The following is a 24,640-nucleotide window of genomic DNA, read 5'->3' on the forward strand; positions in this document are numbered from 1 at the left end:
TATCTCTTTTTGTTGCTAATAAGGAGAGTGTCCTTTGAAAAAAAGAAAGATAGTAGTGGTCATTGTCGCATATACGGTTTTGCTTGCAACGTCTGTACATATGTATAAAAAACAAATTGATCATCCTATTATGAGTGATGTAGGTAAATTGCTTCCGACAAAAATAAAACGTGTTGAAAGTGCTACGGAAGAGCACTCGTTAATAAAATTAGTGCGAGATGCAAAAGTTTCAGGAGAGAAAATTTCCATTGCAGGCATGCAACATAGCCAAGGAGGACAGACATATTATCCAAATGGCACGATGCTCGATATGAAAGGATATAATAAAATATTAGAATTTGATCCAGAGAAGAAGTGGATTACAGTTCAAAGTGGTGTCACGTGGAATGATATTCAGAAGAAAATAAATCCATATGGCCTTGCGGTACAGGTCATGCAGTCTCAAAATATTTTTACTGTTGGTGGTTCATTAAGTGTAAATGTACACGGGCGTGATATTCGTCATGAGGCACTAATTGATACAGTAGATTCATTTAGATTGTTAATGGCAGATGGCACGGTACGTAATGTAAGTAGAGAAGAAAATGCAGAGTTATTTCCATATGTCATTGGGGGTTACGGTTTATTTGGAGTTATTTTAGATGTGACGCTGAAGTTAACAGATGATGAATTATATGAAATGCACACGAGAATGATAGATTATAAAGAATACGCATCTTATTTCAAAGAGAAAGTGAAAAGAGATGAGAATGTTCGTATGCACTTAGCGCGTATTTCTGTTGCTCCAAATTCATTTTTAAAAGAGATGTATGTGACAGATTATACTTTGGCACAAAATCAAAATATGAGAGAAGAGTACAGTGAATTAAAGGAAGAAAATATTATAGCGGTACCGAAATTTTTACTTGGGTTATCACGTTATAGTGATTGGGGAAAGAATACGTTTTGGGATATACAAAGAGGTTATTTTGAACGTACAGATGGAAAGTATGAGACGCGTAATAATGTTATGAGATCAGATAGTGCTTTTATGGAATATGAAAATCCAAATAGGACCGAAGTGTTACAAGAATACTTTGTGCCTATAGATGCTTTCACGGAGTATATAGATGATTTACGTAACGTATTAAATGAAGAAGAGTTTAATTTACTCAACATTACGATTCGTTACGTGGAAAAGAATGAAAATGCAGTTTTGTCCTATGCGAAAGATGATATGTTTGCGCTGGTTCTTTTGATTAACCAGGGACGCTCAGAGAGTGAGATAAAGAAAACAGAGGATGTCATTCGGAAGATGATTGATGTTACTTTAAAGCATAACGGTAGTTACTATTTGCCGTACTATTCTTATCCAACGAAAGAGCAGTTAAAGAGGGCATATCCTCGTATTGAAGAATTTCTCAAGAAAAAGAAGGAAGTAGATTCAGAAGAGAGATTTGTGAATTTATTTTATAGGGAGTATACGAAATGACATATAGAAGATTTGTGGCTTCGCAAAGTATCATCATGATGGCAGGAAGTATGGTATTTCCTTTTTATATATTATTGCTTCGAAACATTGGAAATAGCTTCTCGCAATTTGGCTGGGCGTATGGCTTATTTGCTTTAACATCAGCACTTGTATATCCACTAGTGGGAAAGGTATCTGATCAAGTAGGTGATAAAAAATTATTAATCATATACGCTTGGTCCATGGCAATCTTAATGCTTTGCTTTCCGATTGCCACGGAAGTATGGCATGTGTATATTCTTCAAATTGTAATGGGAGTTTTAGGTGCTGTGCAGCGTAATACTGAGAAGACTTCATTAGCACGAAAGGTTGCGCAGGAAAAGGCTGGTTATGAGATTGGAAAATACCATGTGTGGACATCCATTGGCGGAGCAGTAGCGGTTATTGCCACGGGATATTTAGTAGATTTCTTTACGATTGGTACAATTTTTTATATTGCATCTATTCTATATGTAGTGAGCGGGATTGTATTAAGTAGTAAAAAAATATAACTATTCCTATTTTCACCTTAATACCCTTTATTTGTTATACTAAAAGGGAATACAAAAGAAAAGGGGACAGTGCCTTTGATGAAATTTGTAGTTTTAGCTATTCTTACTTTGTTTTTGATTCCATGGACAAGAAGTAGTAGTAAGCTTCGAGCAGTGGATAAGAAGGGAGATAAGAAGGTTGTAAAGGGTAAGAAATCATCTATTTTAGTTATTCCTGTTTTATTTTGGATAGGTATTGCAATCTATGAATACTTTTGGCTAATTGATGATCGGGTAGACTCGATTCTTACTCATTATTCTGTTGCAGTAGCAATTTTAATTGGGCTTGTTTTATTTTCACAAGATCAAATAGGGAAATTAGAAGGTACATTAAAAGGACTTCTAATGTTTATTTTACTCGCAAGTTACGGCTACTTTGGTTATTTGCACGATATAGTAATCTCGCAAAAGAAATATGATTCTGTTGTTAAGATAGAGAAAGATATTTCAGAGCCATTTACTGAAAATGACCAGCCGTTTACAGTGCCGCCAAAGACAGCGGAGAATAAGATGAAAAAAGTATTTGGTGATATTCCGAAAGTAGCTTATTTTGAGCTAGGAGAATTAACGCCACAAATGGTAAACGGCGAAGCTTTATATGTAGCGCCGATTGAAGTTTCAGGATTTTTTAAAGCGCGTAAAGCTGAGACAATTCCAGGGTATGTAACGATGTCAGGTACGAATCCTGATGCGGAAGCGAAACTGCACCTCGGTTATAAAATGAAATATGTGCCAAGCATGTTTTTTGGTAATAATTTAGAGCGTGTGGTAAGGCAAGCAGAACCAAATTTAATCTTTAAAGGAAAACCCAAATTTGAGGTTGATGATAAAGGAAAACCATATTATACAATGACGTATGGTGAATTTATTTCAGGAAGATCTGGATTTGAGGTAGAAGGTGTTGTCGTAGTAGATGCACAAACAGGTGAAGTGAAAAGATATGATAAAGGAAAGGCACCTAAATTTGTTGATGGTGTATTAAATCATGAGACTGCATCTACGTTAAATACGTACTTTGGTAAATATATTCACGGATTTTGGAATACGAAATTCTCACAAACAGATATGAAAATTCCGACTGAGTGGGGAACGAAAGAAGGCGTGACCCCGATCTTTGGTAAAGATGGAACACTGTATTATTTTACAGACTTTACTTCTCCAAAAGAAGGAGTAGATTCAGCCCTAGGCTATTCATTAGTAGATGCACGCACAGGCAAGCTATATTACTATAATGGAAAAGAAGTAAAGGGGATTATGGATGGTTCAGCAGCTACAGAAGTAGTAGATAATTCCTTTAAGAGAGAGAAATGGCATGGGACAATGCCTGTCATTTATAACGTATACGGTAAACCAGCTTGGATTATTCCGGTTGTTGATGACGGAGGCCTAGTACGTGCACATACAGTTGTATATGCTGCTAATGCAAAAATATTTGCGACAGGTTCTTCGCAGAAAGAAGCGCTTGAGAATTATAAAAACGTAATGAGCGGTAATGGTGATACATTTAGACCAACCTCAACAGGAAAAGAAGCGCAAAAAGAAGGTATTGTACAACGTGTATATAAAGAAAAATCAGGTGAAAATACAATCGTGTACGTACTTTTAGAGAATGAACAAAAGGTATTTATGATACCGGTGAAGAAATTCCCATATGCTATGTTTACAGAAGTAGGAGACCCAATTCAAATTACATATTTAGATACGGGAGAGATGATGTCCTCAGTATCTAAATTTACGAATAGCAATGTGAAAAAGTAAAGCGATAGAATTTCTATCGCTTTTTTTACATTATGAAAGAGGAAAATGCGCTGTACTTGACGTATGTTTATGATGTAACTATAATTGTTACGATTCAGTTTGTATAGGAAAGGGTGAATTGAAAAAGTGAATGAAGTTAATCACGAAATATATAAACCTGTAAAGGCAAACAGGTTATGGATGATTCTTGTATTAGGAACACTTACGGCGATTGGACCATTATCTATTGATATGTATTTGCCTTCATTACCGAAGTTAACGGATGATTTGCAAACAGGTGCATCCCTCGCGCAGCTTACATTAACAGCTTGTTTGCTTGGGCTGTCAGTAGGACAATTATTTGTTGGCTCAATTAGTGATATTTACGGAAGACGCAAACCTCTTATTATTGCTCTTATTATTTATGTTGCTTCTTCTTTACTTTGTGCTGTTGCGCCATCTATTTGGACATTAGTGTTATTGCGCTTCCTACAAGGAGCTTCAGGATCAGCCGGGATTGTTATATCACGTGCGATGGTACGTGATATGTATTCAGGTTCTGAAATGACGAAGTTTTTCTCACTGCTTATGTTAGTAAACGGAGCAGCACCTATTTTGGCACCGATTATTGGGGGGCAATTATTACAGTTTACAACGTGGCGCGGTGTTTTCATCGTTCTTGGAGCAATTAGTGTATTCATGTTAATCTCAGCTACTTTTGTATTGCGTGAAACATTACCTCCTGAAGAAAGAGAAACGGGTGGTTTGTCAGGGACTTTGGCGACGTACGGAAAATTGTTAAAGGACCGTCTGTTTATGGGATATGCATTGTCACAAGGATTAGTAACAGCGGCAATGTTTGCATACATTTCGGGCTCACCATTTGTGTTGCAGAACATATACGGAGCATCACCACAGCAATTTAGTTTATTCTTTGCGATTAACGGCATCGGTATTATTATTGCTAGTCAGGTAACGGGTCGTTTAGCGGGGAAAGTGAATGAGAAGACATTATTTGTTGCTGGTATTATTATCGCAGCTGTTGGTGGCCTATCTTTACTACTGACAATCGTACTAGGAATAGGTTTAATCGGTGTTTTATGTTCGTTATTCCTTGTCGTATCAAGTGTCGGGGTTGTATCAACAACTGGGTTTTCATTAGCGATGAGAAATCAGAAACAAGCTGCAGGAACAGCATCAGCTTTATTAGGCTTATTACAGTTCATTTCAGGAGCTCTTGTTGCGCCGCTAGTAGGTATCGGTGGAAGTAATACAGCATTACCGATGGGGGTTGTTATTGCGCTTTGTGAAGTAGGAGCAGTGTTATGTTATCTATTTATGGCCAGAAGAAGTGAGAAGCAGTTTGAACTGCAGCAAAAACAAAATTTAGAGGCTTAACAAAAAAGAACTGATTCAAAGGGAATGTTTGAATCAGTTCTTTTTTTCATTTCTTTGAAATACCTCATACATATTATTCATGATCGTATCATATAAAACAGCAAGTTTATCCCACACCCAGCGATTACTATCGACTTCTTTTTCCCCACAGTCGATAATATCGGTATGGTCAGTAATTTTATACGCTTTTTTAACGATAATAGGAGCAATCTTCGGTATACGTGGGATTTCCTTTAAGGTATCTGCAAAGTTTCCAATGTAGACATGACCGATGATTTCGATTGTTAATGATTTATCCGATATATTGAGCACGGTATGAAATTGATTTGTATGTTGTTGTTTTAAATATTGAGCTAACTTAAATGGAGCATGCTTCTTCTTTAATACGCGGCGAAGGCTCTCTGTATTTTCGATATGAAGTGATTTTTCGCGAATAAGGACACGAATATCTTCTCCCATAAAAGGTATTGTGTTGTACATAGATGATTCTCCTTAAAACCTTACATATGTTTGCGTTATGCATATGTAAGTCTAGCATGGTTTGTTCTTTATGTGTGCTTACAGTTTTGTAAGGTGAGTAGTAAAGCAGTGCAAAAGTTATTTGTATAAAGTGACGATACTGTGACAAACATGTTGGTATACATGTTACGATGTCGTCTTAAGTGTAAAAAGTAGGATGTTCTCGGTATAATAACAAGTGAAGATAAAAGAAACTATAATGAGTAGTAGCTGTAGATAAAAGGAGAAGAAGAGATGAAGAAGGTTTTGGGTATTGCTGTAATGGGAAGTATGATCCTTCTAGCAGGATGTAATGGAAATAAGGATACGAAAGAACCGAAAGAAAAGGTAGAGCAATCTACAGAACAAACAGAAGAAATGAAAGAATACCTTGCAGTACATGAAAAATACGATTTGAAAATGAATAAAGAAATTAATAACGCACTGCAGTTATTTGAAGTGGCAAAAGAAAAGGGCGGTAAGGAAATAACGACTGCTACATACAAAGAAGATGTGCAAAAGGTAACAACGAGCATGTTAGAAGATATTGATCATATACGAAAAGAAATTCGTGTTCCGAAGTCGAAAGAGCAAGAACATGAGGTATATGTCGGTTTCTTGAATGAATCGGAACAAGCAATGAAAAAATTACAGAAGTTAGCTAAAGAAGAAGATTCATCGTTGATTCGTGATATAGAAATTAATTTTGCAACAGCATCGACATACTATAAACGTTTTCAAGCAGAAACGAAAAAATAACCTTGCCTATGCAAGGTTATTTTTTCTTCTTACTACCGCCTACTTCTTTATTTTATTTCTCTTTTATATTCTTTTTTCGTTCCATCAGAGAAGACAACTTCTAAATCGAATTTTTGATAGTCTTTATCAAGTTTGAACACGTTCACTACTTGATCGATTACTTCTTGGTCAGGAGTATCTTTATCAAATTTTAATTCTTGTAGAAGTGGGCTTAATTTTGTGATAGCCTCGTCTCCTGTTAATTTTACATCTGCTTTATGATCTTCAATTTTTGCTTCCATTTTCTTGTCAGCTGCTACATTTTTATAGTCTGCTTCGTAGTCTTTCTTTGTATCTTGGTAGTCTGCCTTTAAATCAAATTCATTGAAGTTTAGTTTTAAATCTGCAGGAGCCTCATTTTTTGCTTCTTCAGTCGTCTTTTTATTAGAAGTTGTGTCTTCTTTGGCAGGAGCTTTACATCCTGTTAATGCAGGTACTAGCATAAGAGCTAATAAAACTGATAGTAGAATTCTCATTATAAATTCCTCCTTATGTAAATTCGTTCTATACAAGTTTTTCCAAAAAACATGTAATTATGTATGTGTTGAAAATAAATTATTATCCTGCAGTCACAAGGACTAATCCGCAATTTAAATCAAAAACGATTTGTATGTATATGGTAAATTGAAGTTGTGAGGGAGGGGCTAAAATGCATGAAGAATATAAAGAGATAATAAAAAAATCAATTGAATATATAGAGAATCACTTACATGAGGAGCTTACAACAGAAAGAGTGGCATCCCACAGTGCAGTATCGATGTACCATTTTCATCGCATCTTTCAAAGATATGTTGGGATGAGTGTAACAGATTATATTCGAAAGAGAAGGTTAACTCATGCTGCGCAAGTTTTAGTGTCAACGGAGAGAGCTGTTATTGATATTGCAGTGCAATACGGTTTTTCCTCACAAGAGGCATTTACGAGAGCTTTTAAAAGAATGTTTCAATTGCCACCAAAGAAATATCGAAAGTACTTTCAGTCATTTTATATAGAAAGAGAGGGTGTTTCAATGCAAAAAGGTATACCGAAAGGATGGATCTTAAGTGGAAGTCATCCTGCTGAATATGAGATGGGTTTAGATTATGAAGTTGTCCATCAAGGAAAAGTATCTGCATACATAAAAGCAAAAGAGAATGTTACGCATGGAGGATTTTCAACATTAATGCAAATGTTCCGAGCGGATAAATATGTAGGGAAGAGATTACGTTTTACAGCATTTATTAAGAGTGAAAATGTAAGAGATTGGGCAGGATTGTGGATGCGAGTAGATGGAAAAGATACAGAACCGCTCGCTATGGATAATATGCAAAATCGCCCCATTAAAAATACGAATAACTGGCAATCGTACTCGGTTGTATTAGATATAAAAGAAGAAGCACTTGGTATTGCATTTGGTGTTTTATTATCAGGAGAAGGCTGTGTGTGGCTAGATAGTATTCGATTTGATGAAGTAGATGAAAAAATCCCTTCAACAGATTTGGCAGAGAACTTTTATGAAACACTTTTAGAAGATCCGGTGAATCTACAGTTTGAAGAAGTAGAAAAATAAAAACAAGGAGAAAAGATATGCTCAAATATGTAAAACTAATAAGTATTAGTTTAGTAATATCGTCTTGTATTATGGGAATTAATTATTTAGTTAGCTATCTTTGGTCAGGGCATATACCTTCTTTGACGTGGAGAACATATTTGATGTTTGTGTTTATATTTATGATGAGTTTTGGTTCAATGCAAAAAGAAGGAAAAGAGGATTATTGACAATAGTCTTTTTCGCCTTTCTTTCATTAACACAAATGGTTGTAACTGTGCCACATGAAATGCTTTCTAAAACATATCAAACAATTAGTGAATTATTTCCTGCAACATATGCAGCGAATGGCTATTATACAATAATATTTGGAGGAGTTAGTTCAGAGAGAAATATTATTTCATTATTAGTTATTGTATTGGTTACACAATCAGTAGCAGTGATGACTTTAGCTATAAAAGGAATGGTAAAGGGAAGAAGAAGCTCTGTAGTTAAAGAAGTATAAAATAAAAAGGTATCCTCGGTGGGATACCTTTTTATTAGCACTTATTATTTTGTAACTTCTGTCCACTTGTAGTTAAACTCACCACCGAAGTCAGTTGTTACAAGTCCTTTAATGAAAGAGCGTTGTAAGTAAGAACGGCCTTGTTGGTATAAAGGAGCGACAGCGCCGTCTTGTAATAGAATTTTTTCAGCTTGCTTCATTGCTTCAAAGCGTGCTTTTTCATCGCCAGCTAAATCTGTTTTCACTTTATGAATTAGCTCATCGTACTCTTTGTTAGAGTATTTATCGAAGTTATAAGCACTATCTGTTGTAAATAAATCTAAGAATGTAATTGGATCAGCGAAGTCAGGGCCCCAGCCGTCAATACCAATTTCATAGTCACCACTTAATAGTAGTTTTAGCTGTTGTTTACGTGGTTGTGGTTTTAAATTCACTGTTAATCCATCTAGGTTCTTTTCTAATTCACCTTTTAAATATTCACCAGTCTTTTTAGCTAAAGCATTGTCACTTGTTAATAGTTCGATTGTTACTTTGTCAGTACCAAGTTCTTGTTTTGCTTTTTTCCAGTTTTCTTTAGCTGTTTTCACATCATCCTTGACTAGATTTCCATTTTCTTTACGGAAGTCATTGCCTTCTGGGCTCTTTGTAAATTTCGCAGGAACCATTCCTTCAGCTGGAACAGCGCCGTTATTTAAGATTGTTTCTACGTAAGCTTTTTTATTCATTGCGCCGTTAATAGCAAGGCGTGCATGTTGATTTTTTAATGTTTCATTTTTCTGATTTAATCGTAAGAATTGAATACCGACTTCAGCGCGTTCTTTGAAGTTTGGATCGCTCTTATATTTATCAACAAACTCTGCAGTTAAAGCAACACGATCAATTTGTCCTGAATCATATAAGTTCACTTCTGTAGACTTATCTTTAACGACATTGAAGTTGATTTCTTCTAATTTTACAGTTTTAGCATCCCAATAGTTAGGATTTTTCTTCAATTGGAAGCTTTGTTCATGTTTCCAGTTATCTAATGTGAAAGCACCGTTATAAATTAAATGATTTGTTTCTAAACCATATTTATCGCCTTGAGACTTTAAGTACTCTTCATTAATTGGTAAGAATGTTGAGAATGTAGTTAAGCTTAAGAAGTAGGGAACAGGACGGTCTAGTTGTACTTCTAACGTTTTATCATCAACAGCTTTGACCCCTAGTTGATCAATTGGCAATTGTTTTTGGTTTATTTGTTTCGCATTCTTTATATCGAAGAATAAGAATGCGTATTCAGCTGCTGTATCAGGATTTACGGCACGTTGCCAAGCGAAGGCAAAGTCCTTTGCTGTAACAGGAGTACCGTTTGACCATTTTGAATCACGGAGATGGAATGTATATTTTGTTTTATCGGGACTAATGTCAACCGACTCAGCGACACCAGGAACCGGTTTATTATCTTCTCCCATTGCATATAGCCCTTCAAAAACATTACGCATTACGTTCATGGATTCCCCATCCGTTGCTTTTGCAACATCCATTGTTGGAATTTCTGAAGCGAATGATAAGTTAATTGCCAGTTTATCAGGTGCTTTATCGTTTGCTTTCGCTCCGCTTGCATTATCTTTATTTCCCCCGCAAGCAGTTAGTAATAGACTTGCCCCTAAAACAGATGCAACAACAGGTACAACTTTTTTCTTCATTGTTCGTTCCTCCCTAAATGTGTTGTTCGTAACGTCATAATGTCCGTGTCTTGAAGTAGCTATAGAAGGAGATAAAACCTATTATAAATATTTGTTTATAGGTAATCAGGTGTTCTATATGTATATACATGTCGAACTATAATCTATCGTTATATGTTTCAACGTAGTAGACATTATATTTTGATGGTGAAATATTTTGTTTCTTTGATTATTTAGAATATTAACACTGAAAAGAACTATATGTCAATAATAAAAATAGATTGTTAATTTCTCAGAATAATATATTAAAAAAGCAGATTCTCATGTGTGAGAGAACCTATTTTTAATATATTTTGCTAAAAAAACAATTGGTGTGGGCTAATAATAAGTGGGGATGAAGAAACCCCCACTTATTAAAGTTTCACTTTATTTTTCAATTTTTGCCCACTTGAAGTTTAATTGACCTGCAAAGTCTACTTGCACAATTCCTTTCACATAAGAACGTTCTAAATAAGATTCGCCTTTTTGGTAAAGAGGAGCGATAACAGAGTCTTTAAATAATATTTTCTCGGATGCTAGTAATGCTTCCCAGCGAGCTTTTTCATCACCAGCTAAAGTTGTTTTCACTTTTGCTATTGTTTCATCGAATTCCTTATTAGAGTAATGATCTAAGTTATAAGGGTTATTCGTTGTAAATAGCTCAAGGAATGTAATTGGATCCGCAAAGTCAGGGCTCCAGCCATCAATTCCGATTTCGTAGTCACCTTTTAATAAAAGCGAAACTTGTTGCTTACGCGGCTGAGGTTTTATATTTACTGCTAATCCATCTAGATTCTTTTCTAGTTGTCCTTTTAAGAATTCACCAGTTTTCTTATCAAGGTCAGCATCACTCGTTAATAATTCTAATGTTATCTTTTCAGAACCAAGCTCTTGTTTAGCTTTTTTCCATAACTCTTGTGCAGATTTTGTATCAACTTTTGTTAAATCGCCGTTTGCAGTACGGAAGTCTTTTCCTTCAGGTCCTTTTGCAAAGTTTTTTGGAACGAGACCAAATGTTGGTGTAGAGCCATCATTTAATAACGTATTTACAAAGGATTTTCTATCAATTGTTTGATCAATTGCTTGGCGTGCAGAAACGTTTTGAAGTACTTTGTTTTGTTGATTCATACGTAAAAATTGTACGCCTACGTTTGGACGTTCTTTAAAGTTAGCATCCTTTTTATATTTATCGACGAAGTCAGATGTTAGTTTTATACGATCTAATTGTTTTGACTCGAATAAATTTACTTCTGTTGATTTTTCTTTTACGACATTAAAATTGATTTCTTCTAGTTTGACAGTATCTTTATCCCAATAGGTAGGGTTCTTCTTAAATTTAAAGCTTTGTTCGTGCTTCCAATCGCTTAGTGTAAAAGCTCCATTGTACAAGAGTGTATTATCTTCTAAAGCGTACTTATCACCTTGTACTTTAAAGAATTCCTCATTAATTGGTAGAAATGTTGGGAACGCTGTTAAGCTAATAAAATAAGGAACAGGACGCTCTAATTCTACCTCAAACGTATGGTCATCAACTGCTTTTACACCAAGTTGGTCGGCTGGAAGTTCTTTGTTGTTAATTTTTGTTGCGTTTTTAATATCAAAGAATAAAAATGCATATTCAGAGGCTGTTGCTGGATCTACGGCACGTTGCCAAGCGAACACAAAATCTTTAGCTGTAACAGGAGTGCCGTTTGACCATTTTGAATCTCGCAAATGGAATGTGTATTTCGTTTTATCGCCACTTACTTCATGAGATTTTGCAACACCAGGAACAGGTTTGTTACCTTCACCAAGATTATACAAACCTTCAAATACGTTTCTCATTACTTGACCAGAATCAGTATCTGTAGCACGAGCCGTATCCATTGTTCGTATTTCAGTAGGTGAAGATAAGTTTAAAACCTGTTTACTAGGTGCCTCGTCTTTTGCATTTGCTCCGCTTGCTTCGTTTTTATAACTACCGCAACCAGTTAATAAAATACTTACTCCTACAACTGATGCAATACCGGGTACAAACTTCTTTTTCATTTGATTTTCCTCCTAAATAATTAAGTTTGGATGATGATGAGGGAAATGAAAAATAAAAAATCCCTCTTTTCATATTGAGAAAGAGGGATTTTTACGTACAAGTTATGCACCCGTATATAAACGAAGTCCCTCATTCTATCTTTCAAGCATAAAGCTTGCAGGAAGTGGCACAGTATTCAAAATGAACCTGTTGCCGAGGTTTCAAAGGGCCAGTCCCTCCACCTCTCTTGATACAATGAGTAAACGAATAAATTTTATTAATTTTTGTGTTTCTTTGATAATTCAAAATCTTACACCTTGAATAATGAAGTGTCAACTAAATGGAATATAGTTTAAATTTTCAGTTTTCTTAAATGGAAAAACCACTGCATATGGCAGTGGTTTTTCTACTAGAAGTTAAAGTTATCTGGATCTGGACCAACGCGACGATCTTCATTTAAAGCTTGAATTGCTTTCATATCATCAGCACTTAATTCAAAGTCGAAGATGTTTGCATTTTCAATAATGCGATGTTCTTTAATTGATTTGGGAATTGTTACAACTTCGTTTTGTAAATCCCAACGTAAAATAATTTGCGCAGTTGATTTATTATATTTTGTCGCAATTTCTTGTAACGTTGGATTATCTAGTAGTTGTCCTTGCATTAATGGTGACCAAGCTTCAAGCTGGATATTATGTTCTTTACAGAATGCATGTAACTCTTCTTGTGCTAAACGTGGGTGGTATTCCACTTGGTTGACCATTGGCTTAATTTCAGCAATTTCAAATACGTCTTGTAAGTGGTGAATGTGGAAATTACTCACACCGATAGCGCGAACACGGCCATCTTTATAAAGTGTTTCTAATGCTTTCCATGATTCAGTATATTTCCCTTTTACAGGCCAATGTACTAAATATAAATCTAAATATTCTAGACCTAATTTCTCTAATGTAGTTTCAAATGCTTGAAGCGTTGTTTCATATCCTTGATCGCTATTCCATACTTTTGAGGTAATAAATAATTCTTCACGTGAAACACCGGATTCACGAATCGCTTGCCCAACGCCTTCTTCATTTTGATAGATTGCTGCAGTATCGATGCTGCGGTAGCCATTTTTAATTGCTGCTTTTACAGAATCAATTACTTCTGAACCATCTTCTACTTTAAAAACACCTAAACCAAACCAAGGCATTTTTACACCGTTATGTAATGTTGTATAGTCTTTTAAACTTGTTAAAATCATATTATTTCCCCCTAGCTTTTTTGTTTGTTGCTTCTACTGCTTTTTGAATTGCCTCTGAAAAATTATATTCGTATAAAGTTTTGAGACCTTCAGCTGTGGAACCACCTGGCGTTGTTACTTGTTCGCGAAGGTTAGCTGGATTTTGCGTTTGTTCAAGCATAGAAGCAGAGCCAGAAATCATTTGAATGACAAGATGTTTTGCGGTTTCTTCATCAACTCCATAACTTTTTGTTGCTTCAATTAAGCTTTCAGCAAAGTAATAAAGGAAGGCTGGTGCACTTCCAGTAACTGCAGTAAGCTGATGAATTTCTTCCTCAGTACAAAGTTGCGAAGTACCAATACCTTTTAAAAGTAGTTGCAGGGTTTCTTGATGTATCTCGTTTACTGATTGTCCCATTGTATATAAGGAGATAGACTTTCCAATTTCAGCAGCTGTATTAGGCATAATCCAAGCAACAGGCGTGCCTTTTGGGAGTCTAGCTTCTAAATAAGATGGTCCAATGCCAGCTGCTACTGTTACGACTAGTTGATTTGATATTAACGGAGATAGCTCAGCTAATAACTCTTCATGAGCCGAAGGTGGCATTGCTAAAACAACCGTATCAACAGATGTAACATGCTGTTTCCAATCTGTTGTAGTAGACACATTATATCGATGTTGTAACTGTTTTAGCTTTTCTATGTTGCTTCGGTTAGAGACGATAATTTCTTCGATGTACTCTTTGCTTGTTTTAAGTAATCCGGAAAATATAGCTTCTGCCATACGACCGGCACCAATAAATAAAATTCGATGTTTAGTTAGCATATCCTTTATTCCTTTCTAGTAGAGATATGTTATAAAAACGATATCATCTTTAAGAGAATTTTGTAAAAAGAAAAGACTTACCGTAGATGGAATGGATAATGAGAAGGAGGAAATTCATGGTAAAGGAAAGGGCTATTCCTTATACTGGTGATAGGGAATTTATTACACATCTGGGGAGAGATAAATATGGTTAGAAGTTCACTTTTTTTACTTGTTTCTAGTATTATTTGTGTATTAGTTGGATTGTATATTCAATCGAGTTATATTGAAATTTTCGCATCAATTATGGGGATCATTAATGTTTGGTTATTAGCGAGAGAAAAAGTATCCAACTTTTTATTTGGCATGATTACTGTTGCGGTATTTCTATACATTTTTATTACACAAGGTTTATATGCAATGGCAGTATTAGCCGCTTTTCAATTTATATTTAATGTATATGGTTGGTATTATTGGATTGCACGAAGTGGGGAGGGAGAGGTAAAAGCAACAGTTCGTTTAGATTTGAAAGGATGGACTTTTTATATAAGTTTTATTTTAGTTGCTTGGATTGGTTGGGGTTATTATCAAGTCCGTTATTTAGAGTCAACAAGTCCATATTTAGACGCTTTAAATGCCGTATTGGGACTAGTGGCTCAATTTATGTTAAGTCGAAAAATATTAGAAAACTGGCATTTATGGATTTTATATAACGTAGTTAGCATTGTAATTTATATTTCTACTGGTTTATACGTCATGCTAATATTAGCTATTATTAATCTCTTTATATGTGTAGCTGGTTTGCTAGAGTGGAAGAGCAATTATAAGGGGCAAGAACATACAAATAATTATATCTAGAAAATAATTAGAATTAAAAAACCCCTGAAGTACATATGCTTCAGGGGTTTACTAATAGAATATAAGATTATGCTTTTGTCATACCAAGTAATACAGCGCCGCCAATAATTAAAACACTACCGAGTGCAATAAAGATCAATTGACGTTTTGTTTTCTTTTCACCTAAGAATACAATCGCACCGAATGTTGAGATAACGATTCCAGTTTGAGATAATGGAAAGCTTGTTGCTACTCCAACACGTGGTAATGAAAGAAGTAAGAATAAGTTTCCAGTTCCCCATAGTAAACCAGACAAAGCATTACGGATTGCATATTTGTTAAATGGTTTATGTTTAGACGTCAGTACAACCGCACCAACAAACATACCAACTGCTTGTGGTAAAATAGCAGACCAACCATCGATATTATACCAACGAATAATAATTACATATACAAGATAGCCGAAAGTAGAAACAATTAAAGTAAGAAGTCCTTTTTTCAATTGTCCAGGTGGCTGAGCATTTTCTTTATCATCTAATGATGTGAATACAACACCAACTACGATTAATAGGATTGCAATCGTTCCCAGAATGATCGTTGTAGTAGTAGTCCACTCACGGAAAGCGATAACCCCAAAGATAGAAGTTGCAACAAGTTGCATACCAGTAGAAATCGTTACAGTAGTTGAAACACCTAGTTTTTCAACTGTTTTTAATTGGTTTACTTGTCCTAAAGCCCAGAATAAACCTGAAATAAAACCAACAATTAAGATTGTCATTGTTAAAGCTGGTTGAGTAAATACATACATAATTGTTGCGAAGAATAGAGCACCGATTGTCATACCTACCGTTTGGCTATATGCACCACCGCCCATTTTTACGCTTACTAATAAGATGTTTCCCCATGCAATTGCAGGAAGAAGCGCTAATAAAATGTCCATTACAAGACTCCCTTCGGTTTGCTATACCAATATAGTTACATATCGTTCTAACGATCGGTAATGCCCCACTAATAGAGTAGAAGATTACCGATCGCTAAAACAGGATGAAGAATTCACGATATAAATGCGTTTTCATTTCTTCATTTTTTGAAACACCTCCATATAATAACAGGAAATTGCCTATTTTAGAAAGTGAATTCAAATAAAATGTATATTTTAATAAGAGGTAAAATTCAGTTATTTCCCGGTGGTATATTTTATTTCCTAAGAAATAAAGAAGCAGCTTCGAAAAAAGCTGCTTTAAGAGTTAGTAATTCTTTTATTAATAAGTTGAATACATAGTAGAAATACGAGTGACATACCGATAGTAATAACTACAAGTGTCCATGCGAGTTGCATATTACTTGCATCAATAGCCATGTAAATTGCAGTTGGGATTGTCTGTGTTTTACCAGGAATGTTCCCGGCAAACATAAGTGTAGCGCCAAATTCACCGAGCGCGCGGACAAAGCTCAAAATCATCCCGCTTAGTAAGGCAGGAAATGCGAGCGGAAGTGTAACGTGCAGAAAAACTTGATATTCACTTGCGCCAAGGTCACGAGCACTTTCTTCAATTTGTACATTTGCGATAGAAAATCCCGTTTTCGCTGATTGGTACATAAGCGGAAATGCAACAACTGTAGAAGCAATGATCGCAGCAGTAGATGTGAACATAATAGACTGCTGAAATAATGATTCAACCCACTTTCCGATTGGGCTGTTGTTTCCAAAGATGATAATGAGAAAGAAGCCGATAACAGTTGGTGGAAGTACCATTGGTAATAAAAATATGGTTTCTAATAGTACTTTATATCGCCATGAGGAGCGAGCTAGTGCTCGCCCGACAATTGTCCCTAAAATTGTAACGAGAATAGTGGCGCATGCAGCTACTCTTAAAGATAGAAAGACAGGCGATAAAATAGCATCAATGCTCATAGTAATTACGACAGGACTGTAAATCCATATTTTTTAAAGATAGATTGTGCATCTTTTGACTGCAAATACTCATAAAATGAAGTCGCCTCTTTCTTATGTTTAGATTCCTTTATAACACCTAAAGGATAGTGGATTGGCTCATGAGAAGTAGCTGCTGCTGTCTCACCAATCTTTACTTTATCCGAAATGAGAGCATCTGTTTTGTATACGATACCAGCATCGACATTCCCTGTTTCTACATATGTTAACACTTGGCGAACATCTTTTGTAAATATGACTTTATTTTGAACATCATTCCAAAGGTTTTCGTGTGTTAGAGAAGCCTTTGCATATTTGCCAGCAGGTACAGATTCAGGTGTACCAAGTGCAATTTTTTTGATTTTCTCATCTTTTAAATCTTGAAATTTTGTAAGAGAACTATCTTTAGGGATGACTAGAACTAGTTCATTTCCAAGAAGATTTTTCCCTTCTTTTTCATTAATGAATCCTTTTTTTACAAGGGTTTGGAATTTATCTTCTGCTGCTGAGAAGAATAAATCAGCAGGTGCACCTTGTTCAATTTGTTGTTGAAGTGCTCCAGAAGCACCGAAGTTAAAAGAAAGTTTGATATTTGGCTCTTTTTCTTTATATTGTTTTTCGATTTCTTTTAATGCATCTTGTAAGCTTGCAGCAGCTGAGATAGTCAGTTCAACTGTTTTATCCTCTTTAGCAGCTGACTTTGTATGCTTTTCCCCACTTGTACAAGCAGCGCTAAATATAAGAAGGAAAGAAAGTATAAGTGCCCCGATGGAACGTAATATAAATTTATTCATAAAAAAATCCCCTTTCATTTTGACACATCTAATTATAACTAAATATAACTAAATATAACTAGTTATATTTGAATATAATTTGAACATAAGTCTATTTTTAAAAAATAGGAGAAATATTCTTTTCTTTGTTACAATGAAAGGAGAAAGTGAGGAATCGTCTATGGATCATCATTCCTACACAACGGAAGAAGTAGCAAAGCGATTAAAAGTATCAAAATTAACTGTATACGACTTAATTAAAAAAGGAGAACTTCCTTCTTATAGAGTTGGTAGACAGATGCGCATTGATGCAGCAGATTTAGATCAATATATAAAGCAAATGAAAACAGGGAAAGTACAAGTTAATCCTGTAAAAAACGATGGTAGTAGTATCTTGAACACGTGTATTATTAGTGGTCAAGAACTAACGTTAGATATGTTAGCTAAACGTATAGAAAATCGTTTGCCAAGTTCTAATGTTTTAAGAGCGTATCAAGGTAGCTTAACGAGTTTAGTGAAAATGTATCAAGGAGAAGGAAGTATCGTTAGTTTGCATTTGTTTGATGGTGAAACGGGTACATATAATATTCCTTACGTAAAACGTATTTTAGTAGGACAGCCATGTCTTATGATTAATTTATTGTCCAGAAATGTAGGGTTTTATGTTCAAAAAGGAAATCCGAAGAAAATAAAGACATGGGCTGACATATCCGGGTCCACTATAAAGTTTGTGAATCGAGAAAAGGGTTCTGGTATTAGAGTGTTAGTGGATGAACAATTACGAATCCGAAAATTAAATAAAGCTGATATTAGTGGATATGAATGGGAAGAATCGAATCATCTTGGTGTTGCCACGCAAGTTGCAAATGGAAAAGCTGATGTAGGAGTAGGTTCAGAAAAGTTTTCGCAAATTGTAAATGTGGACTTTATTCCAATCATGAAAGAACAGTATGATTTAGTAATTTTGAAGAATAAAGAAAATGAAGAGCTGATTGAAGTTGTGAAAGACATTCTGCAATCGGAAGAATTTCATAATGAATTAAATGCGATTGGCGGATATGATATTACGAAAACAGGTCAAATTGTATATGAAATAAAGTGAAACTTTAATCAGTGTGGGGGTTCTTCATCCCCCACTGATTATTAGTTGAACCAATCGGACTTTTATAGGCAGCCCGACCCCCACCTAACTTCTTTGCTTTCGCTGAATTTTGAGGTGGGGGTCTTACTGCCCATTAAAGCGGGACAAACTAAAAAGCTGCTTGTCTATAAGACGAGGAGCTTTTTCTATATATAAAGGGGTTTGGGGAAACAAAGTGTTAAATAAGACCTTGAGCAAGTGTATAAATGAAAGCCGTAAGAAGAGTAGCTCCACTTGCAAGTCCGATAAAGTCTGATTTGTTGAAAGTAATGTTGTTCATTATAATCTCTCCTTATTTGTTTAATGTAGTTGCAACAGCTTTTGCATCGACAAGTGCGGATAGCACCATGCCCATTGTATTTAAAAATTTATTTGATTTCATATTGTTCATCATGCGTATCCGCTCCTTTTCGAATAGTTGTTGCCCTGCTTATGTCTTAATTATAGGGAATATGGATACTTCCAACTATCGAATTAGCTTACGAAAGACTTACACTTTTGTAAGAAAAAAAGACATTCATGTAAGAATGTCTTTCACAGCATATTGATATGATGATGGTCTTCAATTGTTTTTAAAAAACTACGCATTGAATTCGTCATATAGCTATCTTTACGGCGTATGAAAACCGTTGAAATACTGCCGTATTTTTCAGGGATTGCATGACAATGTACCTTACCTGCTTTAGAAAGATGATGGACAGCAGACTGTGGTACGAGTGTAATTCCGAGACCGAGTGCAACACTGTTTAATATTGTCTCTAATATATTGAATTCCATAATTCTTTTTGGTAGCAAACCTTCGTCTTTAAGCCAACGTTCTAGTTTGGAGCGGTATCCACATCCTTGGTTAAAAACGAGTAGAGGCGTTGTTGTAAATTCTTCTATATGAAAGGCTTTATTTTGTGTTATAAGCATTAATTTCTCTGTACTAACATCGTATTGTTCGATTAGTGGATGTTTAATAGGACCTGATATAAAGGCGCCATCTAATTGATGATCAAGTACTTCTCTAATTAATTCTTCTGTTAGACCCGCTTGTAATGATAAATCGACATTCGGATAGCTTTTATAGTAAGAAGATAAAATGGTAGGCAGTGTACTTACTGTTTCGACTGTACCGATTTTTAATATACCAGAAGGTGTTTCGCTATCTAAAAATACTTGTTTTAGTTCGTCGACATCTTGCAAAATTTTACTAACATAAACGAGCATTTTTCTTCCTTCAGCTGTTAAAGTCATTCCTCGTTTATGGCGGTAAAAGAGTGGGGTTTTTAATTCGTTTTCTAGTTGTTTAATACGTGCAGTTACATTTGATTGTACATAATTTAATTCCTTTGCTGCGCTACTTACACTACCCTGATCGGCAACGCTTTTAAAGATTTGTAAGTCTCTTAATTCCATTTTGTAATCCCCCTTGATGTTAACTATCATTATAAATGATAGTTAACATCATTTTGAATCATTTTACGTGATATATTTTTTCTTTTACAATTCTCTTTGTGCAAATAGAAAGAAACGGGGGATTGCGGTGAGAAGAGGTCAAATGATAATAGGGGCTTTGGCGTGTTTAATTGCGAGTATGTCATGGGGAGCGATGTTTCCAGTTGCTGATCATGCGCTAGAATACATAGATCCATTTTATTTTTCGCTTATTCGCTATGGAGCAGTGGCGATAATGCTGATTGTATTGTTGTTAGTGAAAGAAGGAAAACAGGCATTTTGTTTAGAGGGAAGAGGAAAGTTACTCGTCTTTTTTGGAACGATGGCATTTACAGTATATAATGTCCTCATATTTTTAGGGCAAATGTTAATGGGTAAGTCGGGTGTAATGGTAGCTTCCATTATGGAAGCACTTATGCCGATGATTTCTATTTGTATTTTATGGGGATATAAGCATATAAAACCGAAGAAGTATATGATAACGAGTATGGTTATTGCTTTTGTAGGAGCTGTGTTTGTTATTACAAAAGGTGACATGAGTTTCTTTGTAACATTGAAAGATAATATGTTCCCATTAGCATTTATATTTATTGGTGTTGTAGGGTGGGTTATTTATACGATGGGTGGTCAAACTTGTAGTGATTGGTCAACGTTACGTTATTCTACGTTGACGTGTGTATTCGGTACGACTGTTACAGGAATTATAACGGTAATTATTACGTCGCTTGGATATATTTCAGTTCCGAGTATGGGAACGATTTCTATTGTGAAATATGATTTGTTATTCATGATGACATTGCCAGGTATTGTAGCGCTACTTGCTTGGAACTATGGTGTGAAAATTTTATCATCCATTAATGGGATTTTATTTATTAATTTTGTACCAATTACGACTTTAGCTATTATGATGATGCAAGGGTATCAAATCACAATGTTTGATATTATAGGGACTGTACTTGTTATTGCAGCGCTTATTCGCAATAACGTTTGCCAGAGAAAAGAAGAAAATATAAATAAGAGAGTTTTACAAGAAGAACAATTACGTCAAGCTGTTTAATAGGCAAATGGAGGATTTCACATGTTAGAAAGTTTATTGTTTTTCTTCGCCGTCGGAGTTGCCTGTGAGCTTGCAGCAATTAATCGAAATGGTCGTAAAAAGATAAAACAACAAGCTGAGCTGATACAGCTTTTAAAAGAATTGAAAGAAAGAAAAAATTAAAAAGACGACCGGGCATAGACGGTCGTCTTTTTCTATATAAAGGGGAAAGGGGACACAAAGTTATACAAGCGTAGCAGCGTAAATGAAAGCAGTAAGAAGAAGAGAGCCGCTAGCTAATCCTAAAAAATCTAATTTGTTAAAAGTAATGTTATTCATAATACATTCTCCTTACTTGTTTAATGCAGAAGCAACAGCTTTTGCATCGAAAAGAGCCGATAATACCATGCCCATTGTATTTAAGAAATTGTTCGTTTTCATTTTGTTCATCATATTGATCCACTCCTTTTCGAATAATTGTTGCCCTGTTTCTGACTTAATTGTATGAAATATAGTAAGAAGTAACTATCGAATTAGCTTACAAGAAAATTACACTTTTGTAAGAATTGAAATTTAACAATTCATCCTTAATTTTATTATCAACTCCTAAAACTTAGTGTTATAATTATTATAAGAATATGATTATACTTCGGATGTTTAGAAAGGAACGAAATAAATGTATAAACCAATTACATTTTTGTTGAAATATATATTTAAAACAGCTGGGAAAGTAGAAGTACAAGGAAGAGAAAAGCTACCAGAAGGTGGACCCTATGTTGTTGCATGTACACATACAAGTTTTATGGATGTATTAATGTTAGCTACAGGGATGTATCCAACTCAAATTCATTACATGGCCAAAAAAGAATTATTTGAAGGGAAATTCAAAAATTGGTTCTTTAAAAATGTAAATGCATTCCCTGTAGATCGTGCGAATCCAGGACCAAGTACACTTAAAATTCCATCACGTTTATTAAAAGAAGGAAAGGTAGTAGGGATTTTTCCGAGTGGAACAAGATCAGCGGAAGATGTTTCATTAAAAGCGGGTGCTGTGACAATTGCGATGCGTTCCAATGTTCCGTTAGTACCAGCAGCTTATGTTGGTCCATCAAGTGTAAAAGAATTAATAAAGGGGAAAAAGGCACAATTGATTTTTGGAGATCCAATTCAAATTGAGGCTGGAGAACAAATAGATCGAAAAACCGCTATGAAAATGATGACGGATCAATTAAATGAGAAGTTTGAGGAGTTAAAAGAAGCTTTGCAATCAAATCAAAAATAAGAAAAGACGACCGGGCATAGACGGTCGTCTTTTCTATTACTATTTATAATAAAGGGGAAAGGGGACACAAAGTTATACAAGCGTAGCGGCGTAAATAAAAGCAGTAAGAAGAATCGAGCCACTAGCTAGTCCTAAAAAATCTAATTTGTTAAAAGTGATGTTATTCATAATACATTCTCCTTACTTGTTTAATGTAGAAGCAACAGCTTTTGCGTCGATAAGAGCGGAAAATACCATGCCCATTGTATGTAAGAAATTGTTCGTTTTTATTTTGTTCATCATATTAATCCGCTCCTTTTCAAATAGTTGTTACCTTGTTTCTGACTTAATTGTATGAAATGTTGCGGAAAGTCACTATCGAATTAGCTTACAGAAAAATTACACTTTTGTAAGAGAAACGAATGAAGGTGTAATGATAAGAAGATTTGACATATGTTCATGAGATTCATTAAGTTAAAGGTAGAGGTGAGTGTATGGCTAATATTAAAGATATTGCAAAGATGGCGGGAGTTTCAGTTACGACTGTTTCGAGAGTGTTGAATGATCACCCATATGTAAGTGAAGAAAAAAGAAAAGCGGTTATAGAGATAGTTGAGAAATTGAATTACTCGCAAAACGCAAATGCTGTTCATTTATCAAAAGGAAAAACGAATATTGTTGGTGTGATTTTACCGTATATTAATCATCCGTGTTTTGATGCGATGGTGAGCGGAATGATGGAGACTGCGTTAGCGCATAATTACAGGGTGCTACTTTGCCAAACGAATTATAATAAAAAAGAAGAAATGAAAAGTTTACATATGTTAAAAACAAAACAATTGGATGGTCTTATTATTTGTTCACGTGCAAATGATTGGGAAACGATAGAACCGTATGCTTCTTACGGCGCAATAATTGCTTGTGAAGACAATGATATTTCAAACATCTCAAGTGTATATACGAATCATTCAGCGGCCTTTCAATTAGGAATGGATTATTTGATTGAGAAAGGTTATAAAAAAATTGGTTATTGTACGGGAAGAAAATTAGGGCCGAGTAGTCAAAAGCGTTTTGATGTTTATAAACAGCAATTGCAATCTATAGACGAAGAGGTTAATGAAGAATGGATTTTTACAGAATGTTTTACACTAGAAGATGGTGTAAAAGTGGCTCATAAGTTAAAAGAGATGCAGGATCTTCCTGAAGCATTAATAGTAGCAGGTGATGAAGTTGCGATTGGGGTTATGACAGAGGTTGAAAAATTAGGGATTCAAGTTCCTGAGGATTTAGCGATTATTGGCTTTGATAATCAACCTATCTCGCAAGTGTTACAATTGACAACTATTGATCAAAATTTAAAGGAGATAGGGAAAACTGCTTTTGAAATGTTGCATAGAAAAGTGAATGACGAGAGTTCTGAACAAGAAAAGCTGGAAATTCCATACGAACTTGTGGAACGCTCTACAGTTTAATCGTAATCCGTTATGTGTATAATCGCATAACGGATTATTTTTTTGAAATATCTTTGACAGGAAACGCGTTTCATACTTTATAAAGGAGTTAAACCGGTCTGTAATAATCCATGGATTCTTTTCAAGTGTTAATGCAGTGAATAGAATTTGGAGGAATATGCATGAATGAACTTTTATCGAGTATGAAAAAGTATGTAGATGATGATGAAAAGATTCTGGCTTTTGTGGTAGGGATATTTGAGAAGGATAATTTTATATTATCGTATCAACATGGGGTTTTTGTTGCCACTACTAGACGTCTCCTTTTTTACGGGAAATTTCCGTACTATTCTTCAACATTTAAAGAGTATTCATATTTGTATATAGATAGCATAGATTTTCATCCGTATTTTGAATTTACTTGTAGTCATGAAACCATTCGCGCTAAGTATATTCAGAAAGGGAATGTGGAGCGATTTGTCCGTGCAGTTAGAGCAAATATGAATAATTAATCAACCCTCTGTTT

The 24,640-nt window shown here is 35.1% G+C and carries 28 protein-coding genes and 1 riboswitch; of the genes, 15 read left to right on the forward strand and 13 right to left on the reverse strand.

Translation table 11 applies throughout. The annotated features are described in order from the left end of the window. Positions 1-34 precede the first annotated feature (34 nt). The 4 genes from MR112_RS26385 to MR112_RS26400 all read left to right on the forward strand — a co-directional run bounded on the left by MR112_RS26385 (position 35) and on the right by MR112_RS26400 (position 5,175). Positions 35-1,471: an FAD-binding protein gene (locus tag MR112_RS26385; protein WP_166695632.1), complete on the forward strand. Its 1,437-nt coding sequence runs from the start codon at positions 35-37 to the stop codon at positions 1,469-1,471. Further along, positions 1,468-2,001 carry an MFS transporter gene (locus MR112_RS26390; protein WP_000222352.1) on the forward strand — a complete coding sequence of 178 codons (534 nt, stop codon included), beginning with the start codon at positions 1,468-1,470 and terminating at the stop codon, positions 1,999-2,001. Before MR112_RS26385 ends, MR112_RS26390 begins: the two co-directional genes overlap by 4 nt. 78 nt (positions 2,002-2,079) lie before the next feature. After that, positions 2,080-3,798 (forward strand): DUF3981 domain-containing protein, encoded by a 1,719-nt coding sequence (locus MR112_RS26395; protein ID WP_000674040.1) that lies wholly within the window; start codon positions 2,080-2,082, stop codon positions 3,796-3,798. Positions 3,799-3,915: 117 nt separating this feature from the next. Then, on the forward strand, positions 3,916-5,175 hold the full coding sequence (locus MR112_RS26400) for a multidrug effflux MFS transporter (protein ID WP_224200803.1): 1,260 nt from the start codon (positions 3,916-3,918) through the stop codon (positions 5,173-5,175). 33 nt (positions 5,176-5,208) lie between these two features. Here MR112_RS26400 and MR112_RS26405 read toward each other — a convergent pair whose 3' ends face one another. Continuing rightward, positions 5,209-5,655 carry a hypothetical protein gene (locus tag MR112_RS26405; protein WP_000282860.1) on the reverse strand — a complete coding sequence of 149 codons (447 nt, stop codon included), beginning with the start codon at positions 5,653-5,655 and terminating at the stop codon, positions 5,209-5,211. A gap of 273 nt (positions 5,656-5,928) precedes the next feature. Here MR112_RS26405 and MR112_RS26410 point away from each other — a divergent pair, with 273 nt between their 5' ends. After that, a complete protein-coding gene (locus tag MR112_RS26410; RefSeq protein WP_000756525.1) occupies positions 5,929-6,432 on the forward strand; it encodes a hypothetical protein in 504 nt (167 codons plus the stop codon). 47 nt (positions 6,433-6,479) lie between these two features. On the opposite strand, the gene MR112_RS26415 is transcribed toward MR112_RS26410, so the two are convergent. Continuing rightward, positions 6,480-6,947 (reverse strand): YusW family protein, encoded by a 468-nt coding sequence (locus MR112_RS26415; protein WP_001221552.1) that lies wholly within the window; start codon positions 6,945-6,947, stop codon positions 6,480-6,482. Between the two features lie 173 nt (positions 6,948-7,120). On the opposite strand from MR112_RS26415, the gene MR112_RS26420 reads away from it, so the two are divergent. The 3 genes from MR112_RS26420 to MR112_RS26430 are packed head-to-tail and all read left to right on the forward strand — an operon-like array spanning position 7,121 to position 8,504. Continuing rightward, the gene (locus tag MR112_RS26420; protein ID WP_000544202.1) at positions 7,121-8,020 is read left to right on the forward strand and encodes a helix-turn-helix transcriptional regulator; all 900 of its coding nucleotides are present in this window, start codon (positions 7,121-7,123) and stop codon (positions 8,018-8,020) included. 17 nt (positions 8,021-8,037) lie between these two features. Next, on the forward strand, positions 8,038-8,229 hold the full coding sequence (locus tag MR112_RS26425; RefSeq protein WP_000922547.1) for a hypothetical protein: 192 nt from the start codon (positions 8,038-8,040) through the stop codon (positions 8,227-8,229). After that, the gene (locus tag MR112_RS26430) at positions 8,226-8,504 is read left to right on the forward strand and encodes a hypothetical protein (RefSeq protein ID WP_226368420.1); all 279 of its coding nucleotides are present in this window, start codon (positions 8,226-8,228) and stop codon (positions 8,502-8,504) included. The genes MR112_RS26425 and MR112_RS26430 overlap by 4 nt, the downstream gene beginning before the upstream one ends. Before the next feature lie 44 nt (positions 8,505-8,548). Here the strand turns inward: MR112_RS26430 and MR112_RS26435 are convergent, their stop codons facing one another. The 4 genes from MR112_RS26435 to proC all read right to left on the reverse strand — a co-directional run bounded on the left by MR112_RS26435 (position 8,549) and on the right by proC (position 14,263). After that, complete coding sequence (locus tag MR112_RS26435; protein ID WP_226368419.1) at positions 8,549-10,189, reverse strand: peptide ABC transporter substrate-binding protein; 1,641 nt, start codon at positions 10,187-10,189, stop codon at positions 8,549-8,551. Between the two features lie 405 nt (positions 10,190-10,594). Beyond that, entirely contained in the window at positions 10,595-12,235 is a 1,641-nt protein-coding gene (locus MR112_RS26440) for a peptide ABC transporter substrate-binding protein (protein ID WP_226368418.1), read from the reverse strand. Positions 12,236-12,367: 132 nt separating this feature from the next. After that, a riboswitch (SAM riboswitch) is annotated at positions 12,368-12,472 on the reverse strand. Positions 12,473-12,624: 152 nt separating this feature from the next. Continuing rightward, positions 12,625-13,458, reverse strand: a complete 834-nt coding sequence (locus MR112_RS26445) for an aldo/keto reductase (protein WP_000604203.1) — start codon at positions 13,456-13,458, stop codon at positions 12,625-12,627. A 1-nt stretch (position 13,459) separates the two neighbouring features. Then, complete coding sequence (proC, locus tag MR112_RS26450; protein ID WP_226368417.1) at positions 13,460-14,263, reverse strand: pyrroline-5-carboxylate reductase; 804 nt, start codon at positions 14,261-14,263, stop codon at positions 13,460-13,462. Between the two features lie 186 nt (positions 14,264-14,449). On the opposite strand from proC, the gene pnuC reads away from it, so the two are divergent. Next, positions 14,450-15,100, forward strand: a complete 651-nt coding sequence (gene pnuC / locus MR112_RS26455) for a nicotinamide riboside transporter PnuC (RefSeq protein ID WP_226368416.1) — start codon at positions 14,450-14,452, stop codon at positions 15,098-15,100. A 67-nt stretch (positions 15,101-15,167) separates the two neighbouring features. Here the strand turns inward: pnuC and MR112_RS26460 are convergent, their stop codons facing one another. The 3 genes from MR112_RS26460 to modA form a co-directional block, all read right to left on the reverse strand. Continuing rightward, positions 15,168-16,019 carry a GRP family sugar transporter gene (locus MR112_RS26460; RefSeq protein ID WP_000353544.1) on the reverse strand — a complete coding sequence of 284 codons (852 nt, stop codon included), beginning with the start codon at positions 16,017-16,019 and terminating at the stop codon, positions 15,168-15,170. 300 nt (positions 16,020-16,319) lie between these two features. Beyond that, positions 16,320-16,994 (reverse strand): molybdate ABC transporter permease subunit, encoded by a 675-nt coding sequence (gene modB / locus MR112_RS26465; protein WP_000020526.1) that lies wholly within the window; start codon positions 16,992-16,994, stop codon positions 16,320-16,322. 5 nt (positions 16,995-16,999) lie between these two features. Continuing rightward, positions 17,000-17,806: a molybdate ABC transporter substrate-binding protein gene (gene modA, locus MR112_RS26470; protein ID WP_078386440.1), complete on the reverse strand. Its 807-nt coding sequence runs from the start codon at positions 17,804-17,806 to the stop codon at positions 17,000-17,002. A gap of 160 nt (positions 17,807-17,966) precedes the next feature. On the opposite strand from modA, the gene MR112_RS26475 reads away from it, so the two are divergent. Further along, complete coding sequence (locus MR112_RS26475; RefSeq protein WP_002180310.1) at positions 17,967-18,887, forward strand: substrate-binding domain-containing protein; 921 nt, start codon at positions 17,967-17,969, stop codon at positions 18,885-18,887. 217 nt (positions 18,888-19,104) lie between these two features. On the opposite strand, the gene MR112_RS26480 is transcribed toward MR112_RS26475, so the two are convergent. Both MR112_RS26480 and MR112_RS26485 read right to left on the reverse strand, forming a co-directional pair. Next, a complete protein-coding gene (locus MR112_RS26480; protein WP_001060017.1) occupies positions 19,105-19,206 on the reverse strand; it encodes a DUF3948 family protein in 102 nt (33 codons plus the stop codon). A 254-nt stretch (positions 19,207-19,460) separates the two neighbouring features. Further along, the gene (locus MR112_RS26485; protein WP_000423031.1) at positions 19,461-20,327 is read right to left on the reverse strand and encodes a LysR family transcriptional regulator; all 867 of its coding nucleotides are present in this window, start codon (positions 20,325-20,327) and stop codon (positions 19,461-19,463) included. Between the two features lie 127 nt (positions 20,328-20,454). Here MR112_RS26485 and MR112_RS26490 point away from each other — a divergent pair, with 127 nt between their 5' ends. Beyond that, a complete protein-coding gene (locus tag MR112_RS26490; RefSeq protein WP_002182372.1) occupies positions 20,455-21,423 on the forward strand; it encodes a DMT family transporter in 969 nt (322 codons plus the stop codon). Between the two features lie 21 nt (positions 21,424-21,444). Further along, positions 21,445-21,585 carry a YrzO family protein gene (locus tag MR112_RS26495; RefSeq protein ID WP_000894065.1) on the forward strand — a complete coding sequence of 47 codons (141 nt, stop codon included), beginning with the start codon at positions 21,445-21,447 and terminating at the stop codon, positions 21,583-21,585. Between the two features lie 60 nt (positions 21,586-21,645). Here MR112_RS26495 and MR112_RS26500 read toward each other — a convergent pair whose 3' ends face one another. Further along, positions 21,646-21,741, reverse strand: coding sequence for a DUF3948 family protein (locus MR112_RS26500; RefSeq protein ID WP_001060007.1), 96 nt, complete (start codon positions 21,739-21,741; stop codon positions 21,646-21,648). A 337-nt stretch (positions 21,742-22,078) separates the two neighbouring features. Between MR112_RS26500 and MR112_RS26505 the strand changes: the two genes are divergently transcribed. Beyond that, a complete protein-coding gene (locus MR112_RS26505; protein WP_000277778.1) occupies positions 22,079-22,684 on the forward strand; it encodes a lysophospholipid acyltransferase family protein in 606 nt (201 codons plus the stop codon). 72 nt (positions 22,685-22,756) lie between these two features. Here the strand turns inward: MR112_RS26505 and MR112_RS26510 are convergent, their stop codons facing one another. After that, the gene (locus MR112_RS26510) at positions 22,757-22,852 is read right to left on the reverse strand and encodes a DUF3948 family protein (RefSeq protein WP_001059999.1); all 96 of its coding nucleotides are present in this window, start codon (positions 22,850-22,852) and stop codon (positions 22,757-22,759) included. Between the two features lie 305 nt (positions 22,853-23,157). Between MR112_RS26510 and MR112_RS26515 the strand changes: the two genes are divergently transcribed. Both MR112_RS26515 and MR112_RS26520 read left to right on the forward strand, forming a co-directional pair. Further along, a complete protein-coding gene (locus tag MR112_RS26515) occupies positions 23,158-24,135 on the forward strand; it encodes a LacI family DNA-binding transcriptional regulator (RefSeq protein ID WP_001273903.1) in 978 nt (325 codons plus the stop codon). A gap of 161 nt (positions 24,136-24,296) precedes the next feature. Then, positions 24,297-24,626, forward strand: coding sequence for a PH domain-containing protein (locus MR112_RS26520; RefSeq protein ID WP_001004246.1), 330 nt, complete (start codon positions 24,297-24,299; stop codon positions 24,624-24,626). Positions 24,627-24,640: the final 14 nt, after the last annotated feature.

This window comes from Bacillus cereus group sp. BfR-BA-01330 (assembly GCF_022663885.1).
Lineage (GTDB): Bacteria > Bacillota > Bacilli > Bacillales > Bacillaceae_G > Bacillus_A > Bacillus_A cereus.